This window comes from Methanosarcina sp. DH1, from assembly GCF_020804205.1.
GTDB classification, from domain to species: domain Archaea; phylum Halobacteriota; class Methanosarcinia; order Methanosarcinales; family Methanosarcinaceae; genus Methanosarcina; species Methanosarcina vacuolata.
In genome coordinates this window covers 1-18666 of the sequence record NZ_WJBJ01000035.1, presented here as the reverse complement: position 1 = coordinate 18666, position 18666 = coordinate 1, and the positions used below count along the sequence as shown (strand labels likewise).

General features: G+C 38.6%; 18 protein-coding genes. 10 read left to right on the top strand and 8 right to left on the bottom strand.

Translation table 11 applies throughout. From position 1 onward, the window contains the following. Window positions 1–371: 371 nt before the first annotated feature. From FXW07_RS18190 to FXW07_RS18180, 3 genes are all read left to right on the top strand, one after another. Window positions 372–836, top strand: coding sequence for an N-acetyltransferase (locus tag FXW07_RS18190; RefSeq protein ID WP_346655676.1), 465 nt, complete (start codon window positions 372–374; stop codon window positions 834–836). Window positions 837–1215: 379 nt separating this feature from the next. Continuing rightward, window positions 1216–1548: a carboxymuconolactone decarboxylase family protein gene (locus FXW07_RS18185; RefSeq protein WP_048117413.1), complete on the top strand. Its 333-nt coding sequence runs from the start codon at window positions 1216–1218 to the stop codon at window positions 1546–1548. 105 nt (window positions 1549–1653) lie between these two features. Further along, window positions 1654–3123, top strand: coding sequence for a right-handed parallel beta-helix repeat-containing protein (locus tag FXW07_RS18180; RefSeq protein ID WP_229397022.1), 1470 nt, complete (start codon window positions 1654–1656; stop codon window positions 3121–3123). Window positions 3124–3323: 200 nt separating this feature from the next. Here FXW07_RS18180 and FXW07_RS18175 read toward each other — a convergent pair whose 3' ends face one another. Both FXW07_RS18175 and FXW07_RS18170 read right to left on the bottom strand, forming a co-directional pair. Next, window positions 3324–4304 carry a radical SAM protein gene (locus tag FXW07_RS18175; protein ID WP_229397020.1) on the bottom strand — a complete coding sequence of 327 codons (981 nt, stop codon included), beginning with the start codon at window positions 4302–4304 and terminating at the stop codon, window positions 3324–3326. A 256-nt stretch (window positions 4305–4560) separates the two neighbouring features. Further along, entirely contained in the window at window positions 4561–5391 is an 831-nt protein-coding gene (locus FXW07_RS18170) for a hypothetical protein (protein ID WP_229397019.1), read from the bottom strand. Window positions 5392–5648: 257 nt separating this feature from the next. Here FXW07_RS18170 and FXW07_RS18165 point away from each other — a divergent pair, with 257 nt between their 5' ends. From FXW07_RS18165 to FXW07_RS18150, 4 genes are all read left to right on the top strand, one after another. After that, window positions 5649–5888, top strand: coding sequence for a hypothetical protein (locus FXW07_RS18165; RefSeq protein WP_229397017.1), 240 nt, complete (start codon window positions 5649–5651; stop codon window positions 5886–5888). A gap of 18 nt (window positions 5889–5906) precedes the next feature. Further along, window positions 5907–6791, top strand: a complete 885-nt coding sequence (locus FXW07_RS19565) for a radical SAM protein (protein WP_346655679.1) — start codon at window positions 5907–5909, stop codon at window positions 6789–6791. Window positions 6792–7008: 217 nt separating this feature from the next. Then, the gene (locus tag FXW07_RS18155; RefSeq protein ID WP_229397014.1) at window positions 7009–8034 is read left to right on the top strand and encodes an L-histidine N(alpha)-methyltransferase; all 1026 of its coding nucleotides are present in this window, start codon (window positions 7009–7011) and stop codon (window positions 8032–8034) included. Window positions 8035–8066: 32 nt separating this feature from the next. Further along, entirely contained in the window at window positions 8067–9044 is a 978-nt protein-coding gene (locus FXW07_RS18150) for a dimethylarginine dimethylaminohydrolase family protein (RefSeq protein ID WP_229397012.1), read from the top strand. Window positions 9045–9574: 530 nt separating this feature from the next. Here FXW07_RS18150 and FXW07_RS18145 read toward each other — a convergent pair. Continuing rightward, the gene (locus FXW07_RS18145; RefSeq protein WP_229397010.1) at window positions 9575–9934 is read right to left on the bottom strand and encodes a hypothetical protein; all 360 of its coding nucleotides are present in this window, start codon (window positions 9932–9934) and stop codon (window positions 9575–9577) included. 398 nt (window positions 9935–10332) lie between these two features. Here FXW07_RS18145 and FXW07_RS18140 point away from each other — a divergent pair, with 398 nt between their 5' ends. After that, the gene (locus FXW07_RS18140) at window positions 10333–10935 is read left to right on the top strand and encodes a YigZ family protein (protein ID WP_255679154.1); all 603 of its coding nucleotides are present in this window, start codon (window positions 10333–10335) and stop codon (window positions 10933–10935) included. Between the two features lie 203 nt (window positions 10936–11138). On the opposite strand, the gene FXW07_RS18135 is transcribed toward FXW07_RS18140, so the two are convergent. The 4 genes from FXW07_RS18135 to FXW07_RS18120 all read right to left on the bottom strand — a co-directional run bounded on the left by FXW07_RS18135 (window position 11139) and on the right by FXW07_RS18120 (window position 16799). Beyond that, window positions 11139–11849: a cupin domain-containing protein gene (locus tag FXW07_RS18135; protein ID WP_229397006.1), complete on the bottom strand. Its 711-nt coding sequence runs from the start codon at window positions 11847–11849 to the stop codon at window positions 11139–11141. A gap of 95 nt (window positions 11850–11944) precedes the next feature. Then, complete coding sequence (gene mtaA / locus FXW07_RS18130; RefSeq protein WP_229397004.1) at window positions 11945–12970, bottom strand: methylcobamide:CoM methyltransferase MtaA; 1026 nt, start codon at window positions 12968–12970, stop codon at window positions 11945–11947. A gap of 393 nt (window positions 12971–13363) precedes the next feature. Next, window positions 13364–15061 (bottom strand): histidine kinase N-terminal 7TM domain-containing protein, encoded by a 1698-nt coding sequence (locus tag FXW07_RS18125; protein ID WP_255679151.1) that lies wholly within the window; start codon window positions 15059–15061, stop codon window positions 13364–13366. A 661-nt stretch (window positions 15062–15722) separates the two neighbouring features. Then, window positions 15723–16799: a hypothetical protein gene (locus FXW07_RS18120; RefSeq protein ID WP_229397001.1), complete on the bottom strand. Its 1077-nt coding sequence runs from the start codon at window positions 16797–16799 to the stop codon at window positions 15723–15725. 343 nt (window positions 16800–17142) lie between these two features. On the opposite strand from FXW07_RS18120, the gene FXW07_RS18115 reads away from it, so the two are divergent. Then, window positions 17143–17676 (top strand): GNAT family N-acetyltransferase, encoded by a 534-nt coding sequence (locus tag FXW07_RS18115; protein ID WP_229396999.1) that lies wholly within the window; start codon window positions 17143–17145, stop codon window positions 17674–17676. Window positions 17677–17906: 230 nt separating this feature from the next. Beyond that, a complete protein-coding gene (locus tag FXW07_RS18110) occupies window positions 17907–18224 on the top strand; it encodes a hypothetical protein (RefSeq protein WP_229396997.1) in 318 nt (105 codons plus the stop codon). A gap of 22 nt (window positions 18225–18246) precedes the next feature. Here FXW07_RS18110 and FXW07_RS18105 read toward each other — a convergent pair. Further along, the coding region (locus FXW07_RS18105; protein ID WP_229396995.1) for a transposase at window positions 18247–18666 on the bottom strand (420 nt) is incomplete at its 5' end.

Genomic DNA, 18666 nt, shown 5'->3' with positions numbered 1-18666 from the left:
TGTAATGCTTAGAAATGATTCAAGTATAATATCGAGGATATCAAGATATTTATTGCCAAGAATCATTATCGTGAGAATGAAATTAGGATCAATTCCGGAACTGCAAATTTGAAGTTATATTTTTATTATTCCTTATTATGGCTAATTCAACTAAATTTAGATAAAAATTGAAGTATAATTAAAGATAGATTTATCACAATTCAGAAACAATTATAATTATCTTTGAGAATTACACCAACAGCATTATTCACCATATAAGTGATTTCATGAGCCTCTCTAAAATCTACACTAAACCCATTGCATATTTAACGAGTTTTAAGAGACTCATACGTGATACTATCGGATCTTTTCTTATAAGGAACTGGAAACAGATGGAAAAGGAAAACATTATGCCTATAGAGGGCGTTATGCTTCCTGAAGTACTTAGAATCCAAGGAGAAGGGTTTGAAAATCAAAGACAGGATATGCTTATAAGATATTCAACAAAACTTAAGAAAATATTTTATGTAATAAAGAGTCAGAACCACGTAGTAGGTTACTCAGTATACTACATAATACTAATACCTACCTTTAAAGGCTTCAAGAAAAAATCAGTAGTTTGTTCGATTTCAATTGACAGAAACTTCAGAAAACAGGGGTTTGGCGAGAAATTATTAGAAGAGAGTATTCAGGAAATGAAGTTAAACAAGATAGCTTCGGTATTATTGTATGTAAGTGTAAATAATGCTTCTGCTATAAAATTATATGAAAAAGTGGGCTTTCGAATAATAAGGGAAACAACAAATATTTGTGGTGAGAACGAAAGATGTTATGAAATGGAATTGAGTCTTGTTTAATGGTTATTTGGTCTAACGATTATTTGGTCTAACGGTTATTTGGTTCATCTATTCTTTTTTTGACTACTTTCAGGTGTTAACTGCTCACCGGATTATATAGAAGTTGTTTTTGTCAATGTACTTGTATCTGACATATGCAGTGTCTCAAATTTGCTGTAAATTTGAAGTCAAGTTTTTGCGTACGATGGAGAAAATTGATCTTCCGCTATGGAATTTTTTACTTAATAACTTTTGGAGATTTGTGGTTTTACAGAATAATTGGCACCTTGCCGATTAGTTCAAAATGATTTGAACCAATCCATAAATATAAAATTATCATATTACAAATTACCTTAGCAGCTTGAAATCAAAGCCACATTGATAAAAAGGAGACATAGAAATGAGAATGCTTGAAGAATTTTTCCCGGAGTTTACCCAGAAACTGGACGAAATTGATCAGCTTTACGCCGAAAAAAGGATGATTGATGAAAAGACCTATCAGTTCATTTGCTTTGCTCTCTCCATCAAAGCCAGGTCAAAACCCTGCGTTCTGAAGCATTTTAAAGGCGCCCTTGAAGCAGGAGCTACAGTCAAGGAACTTTCGTATATCTTTGCCCTGGTCATGCGAGAAGCCGCAGGTGCCGATGACTGCTGGACCCATGATGTACTTGGGGACTGGAAAGAAATCCTGAAAGGTAATATTTCCTGCAGTTGCGCAGGAGATGAGAAGTAAGATTGCAATAACAACTTTTTCAAGTTTATTTTTCAAACCCGGTCCAAGAATTCGCTTTTAAGAATTTTTCAAGACTGAGGTTTATAATTAAGAGTAAGGAATAAAATGGACGAAAAATATCTGACGTACTTAAAGCAAAACCGGAAAAAAATAGGACTCTCCATTGTAATTCTTATATTCCTGGTCGCATTGGGAATATTCATTTTCTCTACTATGGAGTCCAACATTCCCCCTAAGTCGTCAAACAATACTGTGTACGTAGCTGGCGACGGAAGTGGAAACTTTACCTGCGATGGAATTGATGATCAGGTAGAGATAAATCAAGCTCTTGAATATGTTGCAAAAAATCCACAGTTCTCAACCGTTCATTTGAAAGGCCCAAATACATACGTCATCTCTGACAGTATTCTAATTGGAAATAATACAATCTTAGAAGGAGACGACACGGCTGTAGTAAAACTCCAGGATAACGCAAACTGGCCAGTGGGTAAGCCCATGATAACACAGATGGGCAGCGATGGAGTCTATGGAGTCACTATAAAAGGATTTGAAATAGATGGAAATCATGACAAGAATGAAGATAGGCAAAGAGGACAAGGATATTACAACATGATCAAGTTCCTTGACGCTAAAAACGTAGACGTTAATGATATGTATATGCACGACGGGCATGGAGACGGGTTAAGAGTAGAGAGAGGCTCTAATATCACGTATTATGATAATAAAGTGTATAAATTGGGACATGATGGCCTTTTTGCCATCGATTGCCTGAATGTAGAAGCCTGGAACAATAGAATCACCTGCAGGACCAACAGCGGCCTTAGAGTCTGGAACTCAAACCATGTAAAATTCCATGATAACGTAATAGATTCCTTTTATCACTGGAGTGCAGGTGGCTCTGGAATTCAGATTGAGAAAACAACAGGTATCGTCAACGATGTTGAGGTATATAATAATACTATCAATAATACCTATGGCCCCGGAATCTGGCTGATAGGTTATGGAGAGACTTATCCCGAAGAAGAGGCGCAGAATGTCCACATTTATAAGAATACCCTCTATAACACCGGTACTAATCCCAGTATTGACTGGGTAGGAGGGGTTGTAACCAGCGGGTTTTATGACACCCTGATTGAGAGGAATGTGTTTGACGGAGTATATCATGCAGCTATTGTCCAGATATATCCTCCTTCTTCCGAAGACACAGACAATTCAGTTGATCTTTCACCTCAGGGTACAGGGTACAAAACGATTGTCCGTAATAACATAATCATTGATACCCAGAAGCGTAAAAAAGACCCTGATGGGACAGGATACGCAGTGATTAATTATCTGCCTGAAACGCATTCCGTTGTGCTGGAAAACAACTGTCTGTACAATAATACAGGTGGAAATTATAAAAATGCAAGTTCAACTACTGACATATATGCAAATCCTCTCTTTGTAAACCATAATAAGCATGATTATCATCTGAAATCAAACTCCCCTTGTATTGGTGCGGGATACGTGCCATCAAATTCATCAAAAGAGCTAGATGAGAATGAAAACAAGATAAACATAGGAAGGTATGACTGATACTTGTGGTACTTGCACTTGTAGTACTTACTAAAAAATAAGACATGTAGTACTTGCACTTGTAGTACTTACTAAAAAACCAGACATGTAGTACTTGCACTTGTAGTACTTACTAAAAAACCAGACATGTAGTACTTGCACTTGTAGTACTTACTAAAAAACCAGACATGTAGTACTTGCACTTGTAGTGCTTACTAAAATCAAGAATCATTTTCTGAGAAATCTGTTAACGTAAGCTGCTTCGAACGGGAAAATTTTGCCTGCATGGGTTTCATGTAGTCTCCAGACAAATGATATCTTTCCATAAGAGAGCTGAGCATTTCATAAAGTTTGGCCTTATAGGCCATATCAGCTCCTCCTTTTGCATACAATTTGCGGTAAGGATCCACAAGTTCGGGAAAGTTAAGTTCAAGAAAACCGAAGAAATGCTTTCTGGTTTCGCCCCTGAGGTTCAGAACTCCAGGCAGAGCGTAATCCACGCCACATTCGGTTGCAAGAGACATAATTTGTTTGAGATTCTGAGGGTTGTCAGTAAGAAAAGGAAGAATTGGCATCATATGGATTCCAGTAACAGCAGATGTGTTTTGAAAAGCCCGCAGGACTGAAAACCGCTTTTCAGGTAACGAAGCCAGGGGTTCCAGTAGAGCACTTAATTTTTTATCCACCGTTGTAACCGTAACTGCAATATTTACAGATGTTAGTTCAGCAAGTTCTGAAAGAAGGTCATAGTCTCTGAGGATAAGGTCCGATTTTGTAGATATAGTGACCGGATTTCGGTATTTAATCATCAGCGCCAGAACCTCGCGCATCAATCCGTACTTTGCTTCTACAGGCTGATAACTATCGCAGACTCCGCCTATATTAATTACTTCCTTTTTCCAGCTTCGTGTTGCAAGCTGCTTTTCAAGAGCTTCTGCAACATTCGTTTTTACGTAAATTTTTTGAAAAAAAGCACATTTTTTATCCACTGCAGAAGAACAGATCTCTCTCCCGAATCCTGGCTCTGCACAAGCAGACTTCTTCTTTTCTTCCAGATAGCTATGAGAATACATTGCATAACAGTAATTACAACCGTGTTCACAGCCCCTGTAAATATTCAAATCCCAATGAAATGGTAGATTAATCCTGCTGGATTTATTTATCCGATTCAGAGCTTTTTTAACCTTGATTTCTTCGAACATCCCAAAATAAGATAGGGTTGAGAACTATAATAAACTTAAGAAAGGAGAAACTAAGAAGAACTTAGAGAAACTCAAAAAAGAGAACCTAAAAAGAACTTTGTAGCAGGAAACATATTTCCAAAAAGTAGAAAAGGAGAACATTACTCTCAGTAGTTATTCTCTAGAGTTATCTCTAGAATTATTCTCTGGAATTATTCTCTAGAGTTAGTCTCTGAAATTAGTCTCTAGAGTTAGTCTCTGGAATTAGTCTCTAGAGTTAGTCTTTGTAAACTCCATCTCCTGTAATAAGTTTTCCTTCAGCCTTTACCCAGCCTTCCTGAGGGCCTGAAAGTCGGATAGAAATCCTATCACTGTAACCATTAGATTGCCAGCCGTAAATCCACCATTCGTTTCGGCCATCCATCTGAACAAAAATCTGAACCTCGGTATCCGGAGACGCATCATAGTGCGCATATACCAGGCTTTCATAATCAAAATATTCGGGGTTGATATGTTCAGGTAGAGGAATTTCCGAACCTTCTTCGGATTCTCGGAGATTATTTTTGGGCAGGAGCACGGACTCATTACCTACAGGGAATCTGGTATTAATCATATGGTCAGCCCTTACGTTAGTCCCGAAATCAAAAGATGTCAAAACTGGGGTTTCTTCTGAATATTCATTGGACTCAACTATCTGTTCTTCTTCCTGAACTTCATCTTCAATATTCTCGGACCCAGGTTCAGGCTCAGGTACGGCTACAGGAAGGGAATGATAAACCGGTTTAATCTCGGCAGCTTCGATTTTGAACATTGGTCCATGCTCAGTATCTGTAAGGCTAAGATTCCAATTTGAAGGCTTATTGTAATAATCACCATTCACCATTTCCAGTCCTACCTCGGATTCATTCTCAAAAACAGGAACCGGCAAATATAAAGTTACATTTTGCAGCGTGCTGTTGCTTTCTATAATTATATTGTATTCATAATTACTCATAAGACTGTCATTATACATTTCCTCGTTTTGATTCTCCAGATAGATTGAACCCAGCACAAGCAAAAGAAGAATAAATAATACAATCACTCCAAAAATTGTTACCGTTCTGTTCATTGTCAGTCATTCTCCCCTAAAGATTGAAAACAAATATGTGAGAGAGATAGTTAAACCTTGCTAAATTTAACAAGAAGAATAATCATGGATTTGTTACGGATTTGTCGCACTGTATGAATTAACTACAAAAAGGACCGAAGTAACCGGAATACACTATTTACTGGCAACAACTTACTTTTTATAAATTAAAAGATTAGACTCAAAAAAACACTTAGTTTCTTGTAATTTGATAAGGAACGTTAAATATATATTTTAACATGTGGGAGGAAGAACCGAAGAATCTGGATACGTTAAACTTGTTTTCACCACCTCCGATACTGAAAGGGTACATGTACGGGGCACAGGAAGCCCATCAGGCACGGAACTCAAATAGTCTTTTAGCCATACGCCTTGAAACGAACAAATCCTGCAATCTCCGCTGTCGCTACTGCTATGCACAGAGTGGTGAGGACTCGGCAAAAATAGCCGAATTTAATAATCTCAAGCGTATTATTTAGGAGGCAAAAGAACTCGGGATCAGGTCTGTGGTCGTAATTGGGGGAGGAGAACCGACTCTGTACCCGAGTTTCAGGGATTTAATAACCTATATTGATTCCCTGGAAATAATCCCGGTGATTTTTTCGAATACGGTTCTGATGACAGAAGAACTTGCAGGATTCCTGTACAAACACAATGCCTCAGTAATGGGAAAGTTAGATTCCCTTAAGCCTGAGGTGCAGGACTACCTGGCAGGAAGAGCAGGAGCCTTCGAAGATATCAGGAAGGGACTTCGGAATCTTCTCAAATCAGGATTTTCAAAACCGACAGGACCTGGAGAACTCCGTCTGGGAGTTTCTTTCGTCAGTAACAAAATGAATCTGGAAGAAATTGAGGATATCTGGCATTTCTGCAGGCAAAACAATATTTTTCCCAATATGGAAATTCTAACGCCTACGGGCAGGGCAAATGACGAACTTGAGGATAAGCTACTCACGGCTGACGAGATAAAGGAATATAAATTAAAACTGCTGGAAATTGACCGGAAATATTACGGGTATGACTGGCTGCCCTACACGCCAATTACCGCAAGCGGTTGCCTTCAACACCTTTACAGCCTGTATATCAATATCGAAGGAAATGTCCGGCCCTGTGCGCCTACAAAGCTGGACGAACATCCTGCGCTCAGAGTTGGGGGGGAATATCCCTATAATGTAAATAAAATGAGCCTTCGGGAAATCTATAATTCCGATCTTTTCACATACGTCCGAAACATCGATAAAATGCTAGAGGGAAGGTGCAGGAAATGTGAACATAATGAAGAGTGCATAGGCTGCAGGGGATATGCTTACAGCGTAGGAATCAAACATGGAATCGACCCTCTTAAAGCCCTCAGGATGGAGTGCCAGCAGTGTTTCAAATAAATGGCCAATTGGTAATTGAATTGTAAAAGAACGGTAAGAGAACGGTAAAAGGACGGCAAAAGAACGATAAAAGAACGATAAAAGAACGATAAAAGAACGATAAAAGAACGATAAAAGAACGGTAAAAAATGGTAAAAACAAACCTCAGGCAATAAATAAGTTAAAAGAAATAAATAAAGAAATGTACTGTTGAATAATTTGAGGAGAAGGTGAGAAATTGAACAGTACAGGAAGAGTGGAGTTTGGACAGGTTTCGGAAAATAATGAAAAGATAGTAATGACCAGTAAGGAGGACATCGAAAAAAGACTCTGTCAATGCCTGAAAAACCATGAACTGCCTGATTACCTTCTATATATGGGCACTGGAGGAGCAAAAAACTGGCTGAAACTTGATGAGGCTAAGACATTTCCTGTATCCAGGCAACTCAAAGTCCTTCTGGAAAAAAATCTGGACTCAATCGTAAGATTTATTCCGACAGGCATGAGTCTCGTAAGTGTGGGAGTGGGAAACGGAGATAAGGAAAAAATTTTTCTCGAAGCGCTAGTGAGAAAGAATCTGGCTGAAAACCCTTCCTCAGGAAAAGTGTCGATGCGCTATTACCCCATCGATATAAACAGTGAATTTGTAGACATCGCTCTTGAAAAGGTCGAGAACCTGCCTGTTGAAAAGAAGGGAATAGTTGGTTTCATAGAGGATATAGCCACTCTTAAAGAAAATTGGCGCCTTCCTATTCTGTTCTGTATTTTAGGAAATACCTTTTGCAATTACGAGCCAGAGTTCATTCTTCAGCTTGTGCATGAAAACCTTGAGCAGGGAGACCTTTTTTTCTTTGATGCCAACCTGCTACCTACTGAAGGTACAGAGGGACAATCTGTAAGGAGGTCCGTACTGGGCACATATGCCTCAAGAGAGAATGCCCTCTTCAATATGTATCCCCTGCTTGAGTACGGAATGGCTCCTGAGGATTTTGATTTTGAACTCTTGCTTGCGCATGTAAACTCAAAGATAGGGGGAGTATACAGGACAAGGAAGAGTTTGTATATCCTGAAGGATACCGAACTCAAAATAGGGACAGAAACCATAGGCTTAAGGGAAGGAGACATCATCCGTATGGGTTTTACTTATAAATATACATATGACCAGATTACAGCTTTCCTGGAAATTTGCGGATTTGAAATCCTCAGGGCTTTCCTGAGTGAAGACAAGGCAAATGCCATAATCCTTGCAAAAAAATGTATATGAGGATGAAACGGATCAAAAGGTAGGTTCAGGGTATGGGTTGCGAGATAAATGGACCGGGTAGAGCTAGGAAAACGAGATCAGGTATCGATTATGGGTGCGAGGAACTTGGGAGGCTGAAAAGCGTATTGATGCATACGCCTGGGGAAGAACTTTCTCTACTCAACGAATTGAATTATAAACACTGGCTATACGATAAGGTTCCTGAAATTTCCGAGTATATTAAAGAGCATAGAAATTATCAGGAGCTACTGGAATCAAACGGGGTCAGGGTCTATGAACTTGAAGATTATGTGGACGAAAACACCGGTCTAATTAAGAAGATGCCAAATCTAACTTTCTTGCATGATACCGCAGTTATCTCCGGAAAAGGGGCTATTCTCTCAAGAATGCGTCCGCCTGCAAGAGAGAAGGAAGAAGTTGTTGTAAAGGAAGCCCTGAATAATCTGGGAATTCCCATTCTCAGCGAATTCAATGGAGATGAAGGGTTTTTCGAAGGCTGCCTCCTGCTCTCAAAAGAAACAGTCTTTGTAGCTGATACGGAAAGACACACTTATCCATTTATAAGAGAATTTGTTTCAAACATTCTCAAAGAGTTCAGTGAAGTTATTTACGTCCGGGTTCCGAAAGCCAGGAGGTACATGCACCCTGATACTGTCTTCAACAGGATAAGGGAAGACCTTGCTCTTGCTTATCTGCCTGCATTTGAAGAAAGCTGCCTGTTTACGGAAGATTCAGGAGAAAAAATCGATTTTAAAGCTTTCATGCGTGAGAAAGGGATGGAAATCATTTCTGTTTCGGATTCCGAACAAAGCCGCCTGGCCTGTTCTTTTGTTCCTCTAGAGAGCGGAACTATTTTTCACTACGATACCGCACTTGATCAGAAAACCAGGAAAGACCTTGAAAATGAAGGTATTGAGATTATTTCTTTTCACCCTGATGCCTTGCTTGCAGGAGGAGGGAGCCTGCGCTGCCATACTCTGAGGCTTTGCAGAAGGAAAATTAAGAATTAATGTGTCCTCTTCAAATTCAATGGAGAATTTTCCAACTCAATAAATATGCCACAATTTTATCATCTAGTTATAAAGTTGGATGCATCGCTTGATGTTGTTTTTCATACTTGATAAAATTCATAAATTTTCAGAAAATACATGAAATTTACTTTTACCCATACAATTTGAAGAGGACACCAAATCAGGATAAAACAAATCAGGATAAAACAAATCAGGATAAAACAAATCAGGATAAAACAAATCAGGATAAAACAAATCAGGATAAAACAAGAAACAAAAGGATCTTCAGATTGACTTCAGTGAACTCGAAGCTATTGTTATAAGATAAGATTGCTAAATATATGTTAATGTAGTCTCTGATAGCAGCAGTAAAAAAATTGCAGATTACTGTATTGAGAAAATTTTCTAGGAAATTTTCGATGTGAAGAGATATAAAATCAGAGTCGATTTATATCAAGTCGTTTTAAAAAAACTAAAATTGTAGCCTATTAGAAAGGCTACTTGGATAATTCCTTTTTTATTCTGTCAAATTAAAGACTAGAATTATTGCCAATTATAGAGTCATTGTCATCAGACATGTTGTCGACAGACACGTTGTCATCAGACATGTTGTCATCAGACATGTTGTCGACAGACATGTTGTCATCAGACATGTTGTCGACAGACATGTTGTCAGAGTCGTTTCCAAATGTACCGTTCTCGGCTGGTGGAACTTCTGCATTTACATTGTCGGATGGAGTTCCATTGTCTGCTACTGGAGTCTGGTCAGTCACTTCTTCTTGAGATCCATTTTCTGCTGTTGTGTCAGCCGTCTTATCAGAGCAGCCGGCTGCAAAGACAACAGCACTAATAACAAGGAGCATTGCCATAATCTTTAACATTTTTTTCATTAATAATACCTCTAAAGTTCTCTTCCTTTTTACACCCAGCTCATATAAAATTATGGGATTTTTCATATGAGATATTTATGCATGACCAGTCAATAACATTAAAACTTTTCGATTTGATAAAAGAATAATACTGCAAAATGGGCTCTTTAGTTAGGATATATACACCAAAAGGAGCAAATTCCGAATTTTTTAAGTTAGTATAAACTATTTAGATAATTAATATTAATTTTTTTTGAAATAAACTCTAAAAAGAGAATAAATTGATAGAACGTTATAATAAAAGAACCGCCTGGTGGGAGAAAAGTATTTTAATTTGATGTAATATTCCTCCGTTGAGAAAGCTCAAACCCGTTAACAACCGGTTTGGACAAGATCTGAAAGCATCCTGAGGATAAAATCTGAAAAATTACAAAACTCTTAAACGCTGTGGTAAGGCTCAGAAGGAATTCAAAAATTCCCTGTTCATAGGTTATGCCAGACCTGTGGAAAGTGAAGCTGAGGCAAAAGCTTTCATAAAAGGTATAAAGGAATTGCACCACGATGCAAACCATAATGTTTCGGCTTATTTTATAAAAGAAAAAAGCTCTTTTGCGCTCAAATACGATGACAACGGGGAGCCTGCGGGCAGCTCAGGAAAGCCTGTTTTTAAAATACTCGAATCAAAAGAAATTATGAATGCAGTTGTGGTCGTGACCCGGTATTTTGGAGGAATAAAACTGGGTTTCGGAGGACTCTCAAGAGCATACAGGGATACGGCGCTCTCTGCTATTGAAGAAGCAGAAGTTATTGAAGTCTTTGAACAGGTCAGACTAAGAATACACCTGGGATATGCAGAAAGTCAGAAAGTAAGAAATCTGATAGAAAAATATGCAGTAATCCAGGAAGAAACGTACTCGGATACCGTGGAATTCATCCTCCTTGTAAGAGAGGATCTTGAAGATGAATTCATTAAAAAAATAATAGATCAGACAAAAAATCAGTTAGCAATTGAAAAACTTTAACTTTATCAATCAATTTTGCACTCTTGTCAGATGCCTCAGGAATAAAAGAACCTTAGACCGACAAGAAAAAAGTTGAAGCCACAGAGAAGTCAGCCCATAATATAAAACCACAGAGAAGTCAGCTTTTAATATTTTTCTGCGGCGTCGACCCTTCTTGCGGCATTATCCTGGTGTAACTGTAACGCTGAGACGAATTTACACCTTCACAATTCAAGATCTCTTATGTGGCGCTCGTACTGTTCTTCCCAGGCTGGGGCAGTTATGCAGACCTGCTTGAGATTTCCACGGAACCAGAACCTTTTTCCTGCAGGCACGACAACTACATCTCCGGCCTGGGCCTCAAATTCTCTGTCCTCAACTATCCAGACCCCTCTGCCTTCAAGGATATAATATATAAAATCGCTTTTTTCATGCAGGAACTCCTCTGTGTGCCCTTTCTGCGTTTCCTGATAGAGTACACCGGCATTTTCGGATTCGGCTTTAGTGGTGTAGATTCTCATTTTCACTCCTTTTTTCTCAATTACTGCCGCATCCTCAGGCTTGAAAACCACACGTTTGGACTCGGTAGGGCCAGCAGAGCATAACTCCGGATGAGAGTTTTCTTCGAGAGGACTAACAAGGAGAAGGTTTTTCTCAAATCCACCTTTTTCGCGTTTTTTTCGCTGTCTAATTGTCTCAAGTTCCGCTTTTGAAGAGCCCCTCAGTTCTGCTACTCGATAAATTACCTCAAGCAGGTCTGCAAGCTCTTCAAGCTCTTTGCTTTCGAGGTACTCCTTCAGTTCTTCCTCAAGCTTATTTTCAAGTTCAGGAAGAAAACTGGAGTCTGAAAGCTCACGGATTATGCATTCCCTGCCTGAAAGTCTGAGAATTTCCGGTATAAGATCCCGAACTGCTTTTGAATTATTTTCGGTCATAATTTTGCCCGGTTACAGGAACTTTTGTTTAAGATTAGCCGATTAGCGATTGAAATTCAAATAAAAACAACGGAAGTTTAGTGTAAGAAGAAGATTTACTGTGAAAAGTAATTATCTCTTGCCCTGACAAGTGCCTTTATATTTTCAAGTGGGGTATTTGGGGCAAGCCCGCAGCCTGGTGCAAGGATATCAATTCCATCTTCAAGGCAGGCAGTAGCTTCAATGAGAACTGCTTCAGGCCCTTTTGCGAGCAGAGTATCAGAAGGAGAAACATTTCCTATAAGCCTTGTCCGGCCGCCTATAGTCGTTTTTGCGCAACTTACACTTACTTTTTCTTCAATACTTATTCCGTCAAAACCTGCATCTCCAAGAGAATTGAGAACGGCTGTGGCGTCGCCACACATGTGAAGGACTTTCAAGCCTTTTACTTTCCTGCAAAATTTTTTGTAAAGGGGAAAGACCGATTCTTCGAACATGTTGGGGGAAATAATATCAGGCCCGGCTTCGGAATCTATAAGGGTTATGGCATGTGCACCTCTTTCAAGCAGGCCATTGGCATATTCTATGCAGGCGTCGTTAAGAACTCCCATTAGTTCCTCAACAACTTCAGTATCCTTCACAAACCATGTAATATAATTTTGTATTCCGGCAAGCATGAAGGCAAGTCCGGCAGGGCCAACAACCCCTGCAACAACAGGTACCGTCTCTCCTACTTTTTCATTCAGAATTTCAACTGCTTCCAGGACTACCGAGGTCCTCTTGCTCTCAAGAAGCAAATCAGGAACCGTTATATCCTTCACATCTTTCCTGTTTTTGCAGGGGAAATCCGTGATGTAAGGCTGCATATCTATACTTCCTTCGTCTACTGTGCAGCCAAGGGTCTCTGCAAGTACGGTAATGTCGAAAGGGCAGCGCACATTCTCAAATCCTGCAATCTCATACCCTGCAAGTGCAAGCGCAGCCATCTTATCGGCGTTGAAATTTGCCTGGGGCCAGTATGCTCCAGTCATCTCCATTAGTTCTACAGTGCCTGTCTGAGTTACGGAACAGACAGGGATAATGTCTACAGCCTCTCCTTTGAGTGCCTTTTCAAACCTCTCTCTCAGGGTAAATTGACTCATTTTTATCACCAGAATGTAATTATCGGCTAAAGAATATGCTTTTGAGAGAATCAATTCAGAGAAACAATGTATTGAAACAAAGATATAAAAATATATGAATGAAAAGAACTCACCGAGACAATAAAAACAATGTATTGAGTCAAAAATGGTAGGAAGTAAAGATAGGTTCCAGTGAAAAACAGTATTGGAATTTAAATAATGTGGGCACGATCTGGAAATTGTAATAATGTGAGTATAATCTGAAAATATGAGTAACGTTGGATATAATGCAAAAAGTTTGAATGATGCCGAATATGATGTAAAAAATCAGATTAATGTTGATATGATGCGAAAAATTGGGTTTCAACTTAATAAAAATTCAAAATTAGTTTATTGAGAGTCTTATTGAGAAGCTTATTGAGAAGCTTTTTCTCGCCAGTTCCCGGGTGGTACTATAATTTCAAATCTCGCACCTGTCCCTTCATTTCCGGTTTCTTTAATCTCCAGGCCTGTAATGGAAAGAATGCCTTTTACAAGGAAAAGCCCAAGCCCTGTATTTTTCCCGATGGATTTTTGAAAAATCAGCTCTTTCATTTCAGAAGAAACTCCTATACCATCATCTTTTACTTCAATTACAAGATTGTCATCAACCCTGCATGAACTAACACTGATTTCAGTAACATGTTCTCCATGTGACCTTGCGTTGTCAAACAGATTGTAAAAGGCTTTTTTCAGCAGTGGATCAGCATAGATCTCAGCTCGACTTTCCTCGATAGAAAACTTCAAGTTCTGACCGGAGAAGGGAAAGGCTGCTTCTTTTGCTGTATTACTTACGGATTGCCAGATCGGAGAAACTACTCCGAGTTCCTGGTAGTCTTTGGTGAAAACAATCTGGCTGTGGATTGTTTCAATACCTTTATTGAGATTTTTCAGATACTTCACTATTCGGGGATCATTCTTGATATTTTCAGGAAGAGTTTCCGAAATTAGTTCGGTGTACCCGGAAAGTACATTCACCTGGTTAAGAATATCATGTCTGGTAATGTTGCTCATGAGGTTTATCTTCTTGTTAGCCTGTTTTAGAGCCTCTTGATACCTATAAGTTTCAGTAGTGTCATGCATCATCAGTAGCCTGCCTTCTTCATTATCTTTTGTTAGAAGGGAGCTGACACTAAGAGTAAAAAGTTTTGTTTCAAGTCCGCTCTTCAAGAAAATTTCTTTGTTGAAATTGCCCTCATGAGCTTCACTCTGAGGCATTTGTACTTCATTCCCAAAAAGCTCATTTAAGTTTTTCCCGAGAACCTCCTTTTTTGTTTTCCCTGCCAGTTCAAGAGCAGCCTTGTTGATATCTACTATGGAATCTGCAAGGTTTATTACGATATATCCGTCATTCATGGATTCGATTACATTTTCTCTTGCAATCGGAATAATGTTAAGAAATTCATGCTGCATGATACCCCAGAAGAGAATCAAACCTGTAATTGTAAATGCAAAAGGAGTCGGGTCGAGGAATGCAAAAGGACCTACATCTGCGATATGGAGAATATTCCCCAGGACTGGAATACATGCTGCAGTTAGAGCAATTGCTGCCTGAGCCCTGTAGGGTACAGTTAGATGGACAAACTGATTGAAGAAGAAGAAAATTCCAAGAAAAATTAGCGTAAAAGAATATATATAAAACACCCAGAAAAAAGGCCCGTGTATGAGCACAAGAAGAGGAAAACCCCTTGAGCCGTCCAGGTAATAACCTAAAAAATACATCCCATGAAAGCTATTTGTAAGCATCAGAAGGATTATGAGCAAAGGCATTATGAAAAATGCTTTTTGATGTTCCCTTACGAATTCTTTACATACCCCTGAGTATTCCGATGCAAATAAAAACCACGCTACAGGAGCAAAGGCCATCCCGATATACTCGAGGCGAGCAAAGAGATACTTTAGCTCAATGTCCATGAATCCGACCTCAAAGGCATAATTAACGGACCAGAGAGACATGCTTAGCATAATAAGTATGAAATATTTTGAGAAATACATCCTGCGGTACTTGAAAGCTTTGTAGGCTTTGATTGCAAGCAAAGTCGACATAACTCCTGAAAAAATTAATGCTCCCATATAGGGAAGCGCAACGGCGGGGATTTGCAGGCTGATAAGACTACCTTCTTTTATTAATTAATGTCCGGCGGAGAATTGGGAGAACGAAGTTAAAAAAAAATTAAATGTTCTAATAATTACACAAAGCCCAAATATATAAATTTATGTATTAAGTGAGAAAGTCCACAAACTGTTATTACTAAAACATTACGTTTTAAAGGAAATGAAAGATAACGGATCAGAACGACGAGAAAGAATAATAAAAATGAGAAAGATAAACATTGCCTGAAACAAAGAAATCCTGAAAATTCGAAATGCAGTTATAAAGTCAGAGCATCTTAATTTCCGCTCAATCAAGGTTAAAATTCTCTCAGGGGAAATCATTTCAAAATTTTCGAGCATTAATGAGGGAATAACCTGCTTGATTAGCTTCCAGGACTCCGTAGCATGGAGCTAGAATTCACTCATTGAAGCAGTAAAGGTGTCTTTCACTGTCTCAACCTTCTGCTGGAAAACTAACTTTTTGCTCTGGAGCACTTTTACTCTATGGTTCAGGGAGAGTTAAAGTGCATAAACATATTGATAAAAAGTTAAATGTAAATTATGAAAAATAAAAAAATTTCAGAATTTTGGTAAAAGTAAATTTGTCATTTTCTAAGATAAAAAATTTAAAAAGGGATTATTAGAATTCTTCACTGCTCGAAGGCAAATTGAGAATTTCAGGAAGTCCCAGATTAAATTTACATTTTTCAGAACTTGAAGCCTCAAGAATCTGCTGCTTTATATAGTACAGTGCATTCAGAATACTATCGCTGTCTTCAGAATTCATGTCTCCGGCATAGGGATGGATATTTTCTTCAAGGGCATTCAGAAGCCCTGGATCAAGGTCGTTTACGAAGTAAGTATCCAGAACCAGAAGACTCGAGATCTGCTCGTAGAATGATGTAAGTTCCCGAAGCCAGTCTGGAACTCCGTAATCTCTTGCATACTTTTCCCTGTTCAGGAATGCAAGGTAACTGGAGATAGTATCTATGAGATCTTCGGTTAGCCTGTTATCAGGAAACACGATTGGAAAACGTTTTATCACCGCAGGAGCTGTGTAGCTCGAATATGCCATTTTAGACTTACAGATTGAAGGAAAGAGCCTGGCAATCGGACTGTTAAGCACTGCAGTAATATAGGCATACCTGCCTGGATCTTTGAGGACAATGCCGCATCCGTTCTCAAATACATGTTTTCCTTCAGCATCATATGCAGCCTGCAGATGATAGCCTTCAGTAGCAATAATCTTAGGAGTATTGAAGTATTCCAGGAATTTCCTGCCTTTTATGCTATAGTCTGCAGATACAAGGGGAGTGGTATCGTGGAGGAACTTTCTTTTGAATTCCAGAATTCTCCCGTAAGCCATAGGGAATTTTGTCTTGAGTTCTTCGGGAGGAATTACATTGTATTCTTTCTTTTTTCCCGTTGTGGACAATTCATAAGGCAGCATGAAACGATAAGGTGAAGGGCGAAATGCAAATTTTTCGGAAAAGGCTCCTGATACATACGGGTAAATAATTTCGGGTTCTATGAATACAGGACTACAGAGACCTTCGCAAAGATAATATGAGTCGGAACCGCCTTCCTCAGGAAGGGCAAGCCTGTGAAGTAGACCGTTTTGTGTGTTAATACCCCCAAAGATGCTCTCGGAGATATCTCCAAGTGTTACCGGGATTTCACAGATCTGTTCTACAATTTTGTTTTGTTTAACAAACATCTATTTTTCACTTCTGTAAAAGTACATTGAGAAATGTGTTCTCTTGTGCTTTTTATTTTCAGGAAGAAATTCCTGAAGGAATCATACCAATTGTATGACGACTCAAGAATTTTGGACTTCTAGACCCCTATTTTAACATCAAAGTCCACCTGAAATATAGGGTAGATTTGGGTACTAATGCATTGGGTAATACAATAGCATAAGTATATAAATATAATCGTACTGATAATAAATTATAAATATAAATCATGACAAATAAGAAGTCCAGATAAAAGAGGATTTGATAGGATTCGTACTGGAACTGACTAAAAGAGATTAAATACTTACATTCCGATTATAGCTTATGCAGGAAAGAGATCAGCTCAAATCCCTTGTAATAAGAGAGGCTACGCCGCAAGATACTCAGGAAATGCTTGAAATCTTTAATTACTATATAGATAATAGTTTTGCAGCCTACCTCGAAACCCCTGTTGGGCCGGAATTTTTCAAGACTTCACACGATGAGGGAGAAACGAATAAAAGTGAACCTTACCCCTTTTATGTAATGGAAGAAGACAACAGAGTGATCGGCATCGGAGCCCTGAGGCCTTATCTCCCCTTCCCAAACTTCCAGCACACAGGAGTACTTTCATATTTTATCCTGCCAGAATACACAAGAAAAGGCCAGGGAACAAAGCTACTGGATTTCCTGTGCCAGGAAGCTAAAAAGAAGAATATGAAAAACCTCCTTGCAAACGTCTCCTCGAAAAACCAGGCCAGCCTGAACTTCCACCTTAAGCATGGGTTTGCAGAATGCGGCAGGTTTAAAGATGCAGGAACGAAGTTCGGAAAGTATTTTGATATTGTGTGGTTTCAGAAGTTCCTGGAAGAAGGGTAATTGAAGTTCAGACCTTTCTTTTTTTTCATTTTCGTATAATATAGACTAAGTTATATACTTCTAATTAATAAAAAATTTCGCTCTTATATGCGGAAGAATTACAGTATTGGTAAGTATGTCTCTTTTGTAATAAGGCAGAAAAAAATCAAAAAGTATATTTACATTCCTAACGCCTAATTAATTCGTGACGGAGCTTCTAGCTTCTATGTACCGAAGGGAAATGATGAAAATTGGAAATAATCACCGATGAACCATTAAAGATTCTATCACAGTTATTAATTCCTTTTTTTCTTGTTATTATAACAGGTCTTATACCAACAATAATTAAAATATATTTAAGTGTACGTGAAAAAAATCAGTACGTTAAACTTTTAAAAGCTGATTTTCCTGTTGTAGAAAAATTTTTCGATGAGATAAAAAGTTACAAGATAATTACTGTATATTGTTTTTCATACCTATTCTTTATTGCGGGTGTTGCAGGAGGCTTTTTGATTGAACTAATTTTTGGACAGATAATTACAAATATTTTTGTATCCTCTTCAAATTGAGTGGAAACCCCTCAATTTCCACTCACTGAGCTTTTTCTCTGATGATTTGAGCTAAAGATGGCATCTCACATATACTGCTGACTCTATCGCATATGTACTGATATGCACTTACCCCCAGTTTCTTTGCTGTCTGAATAATCGTCATAAATGTATCATTTGCTTTTGTTCCTTCCTCTGTTATGGTTTGAAGGCTCACATCTCTTTTTCTGACCTTTGCTCTTGCTGCCAGTTCCGCTGCATTGTTATGCAGCGGAATCTCTGGCAAAATCAGTACCTTTAACAACTGTTCCTTGTTCTCTTTCGTCTTAGCGATTCTTTCATCCAGCTGTTCATATCCTGTTTTGGTAGAAAACAACTGATCAAACTTAATGGATAATTGCTCCGCTACCTCTGAATCTGGTTTTATTCTAAACTTACAAAGCTCACCATAAAAGTCCCAGTA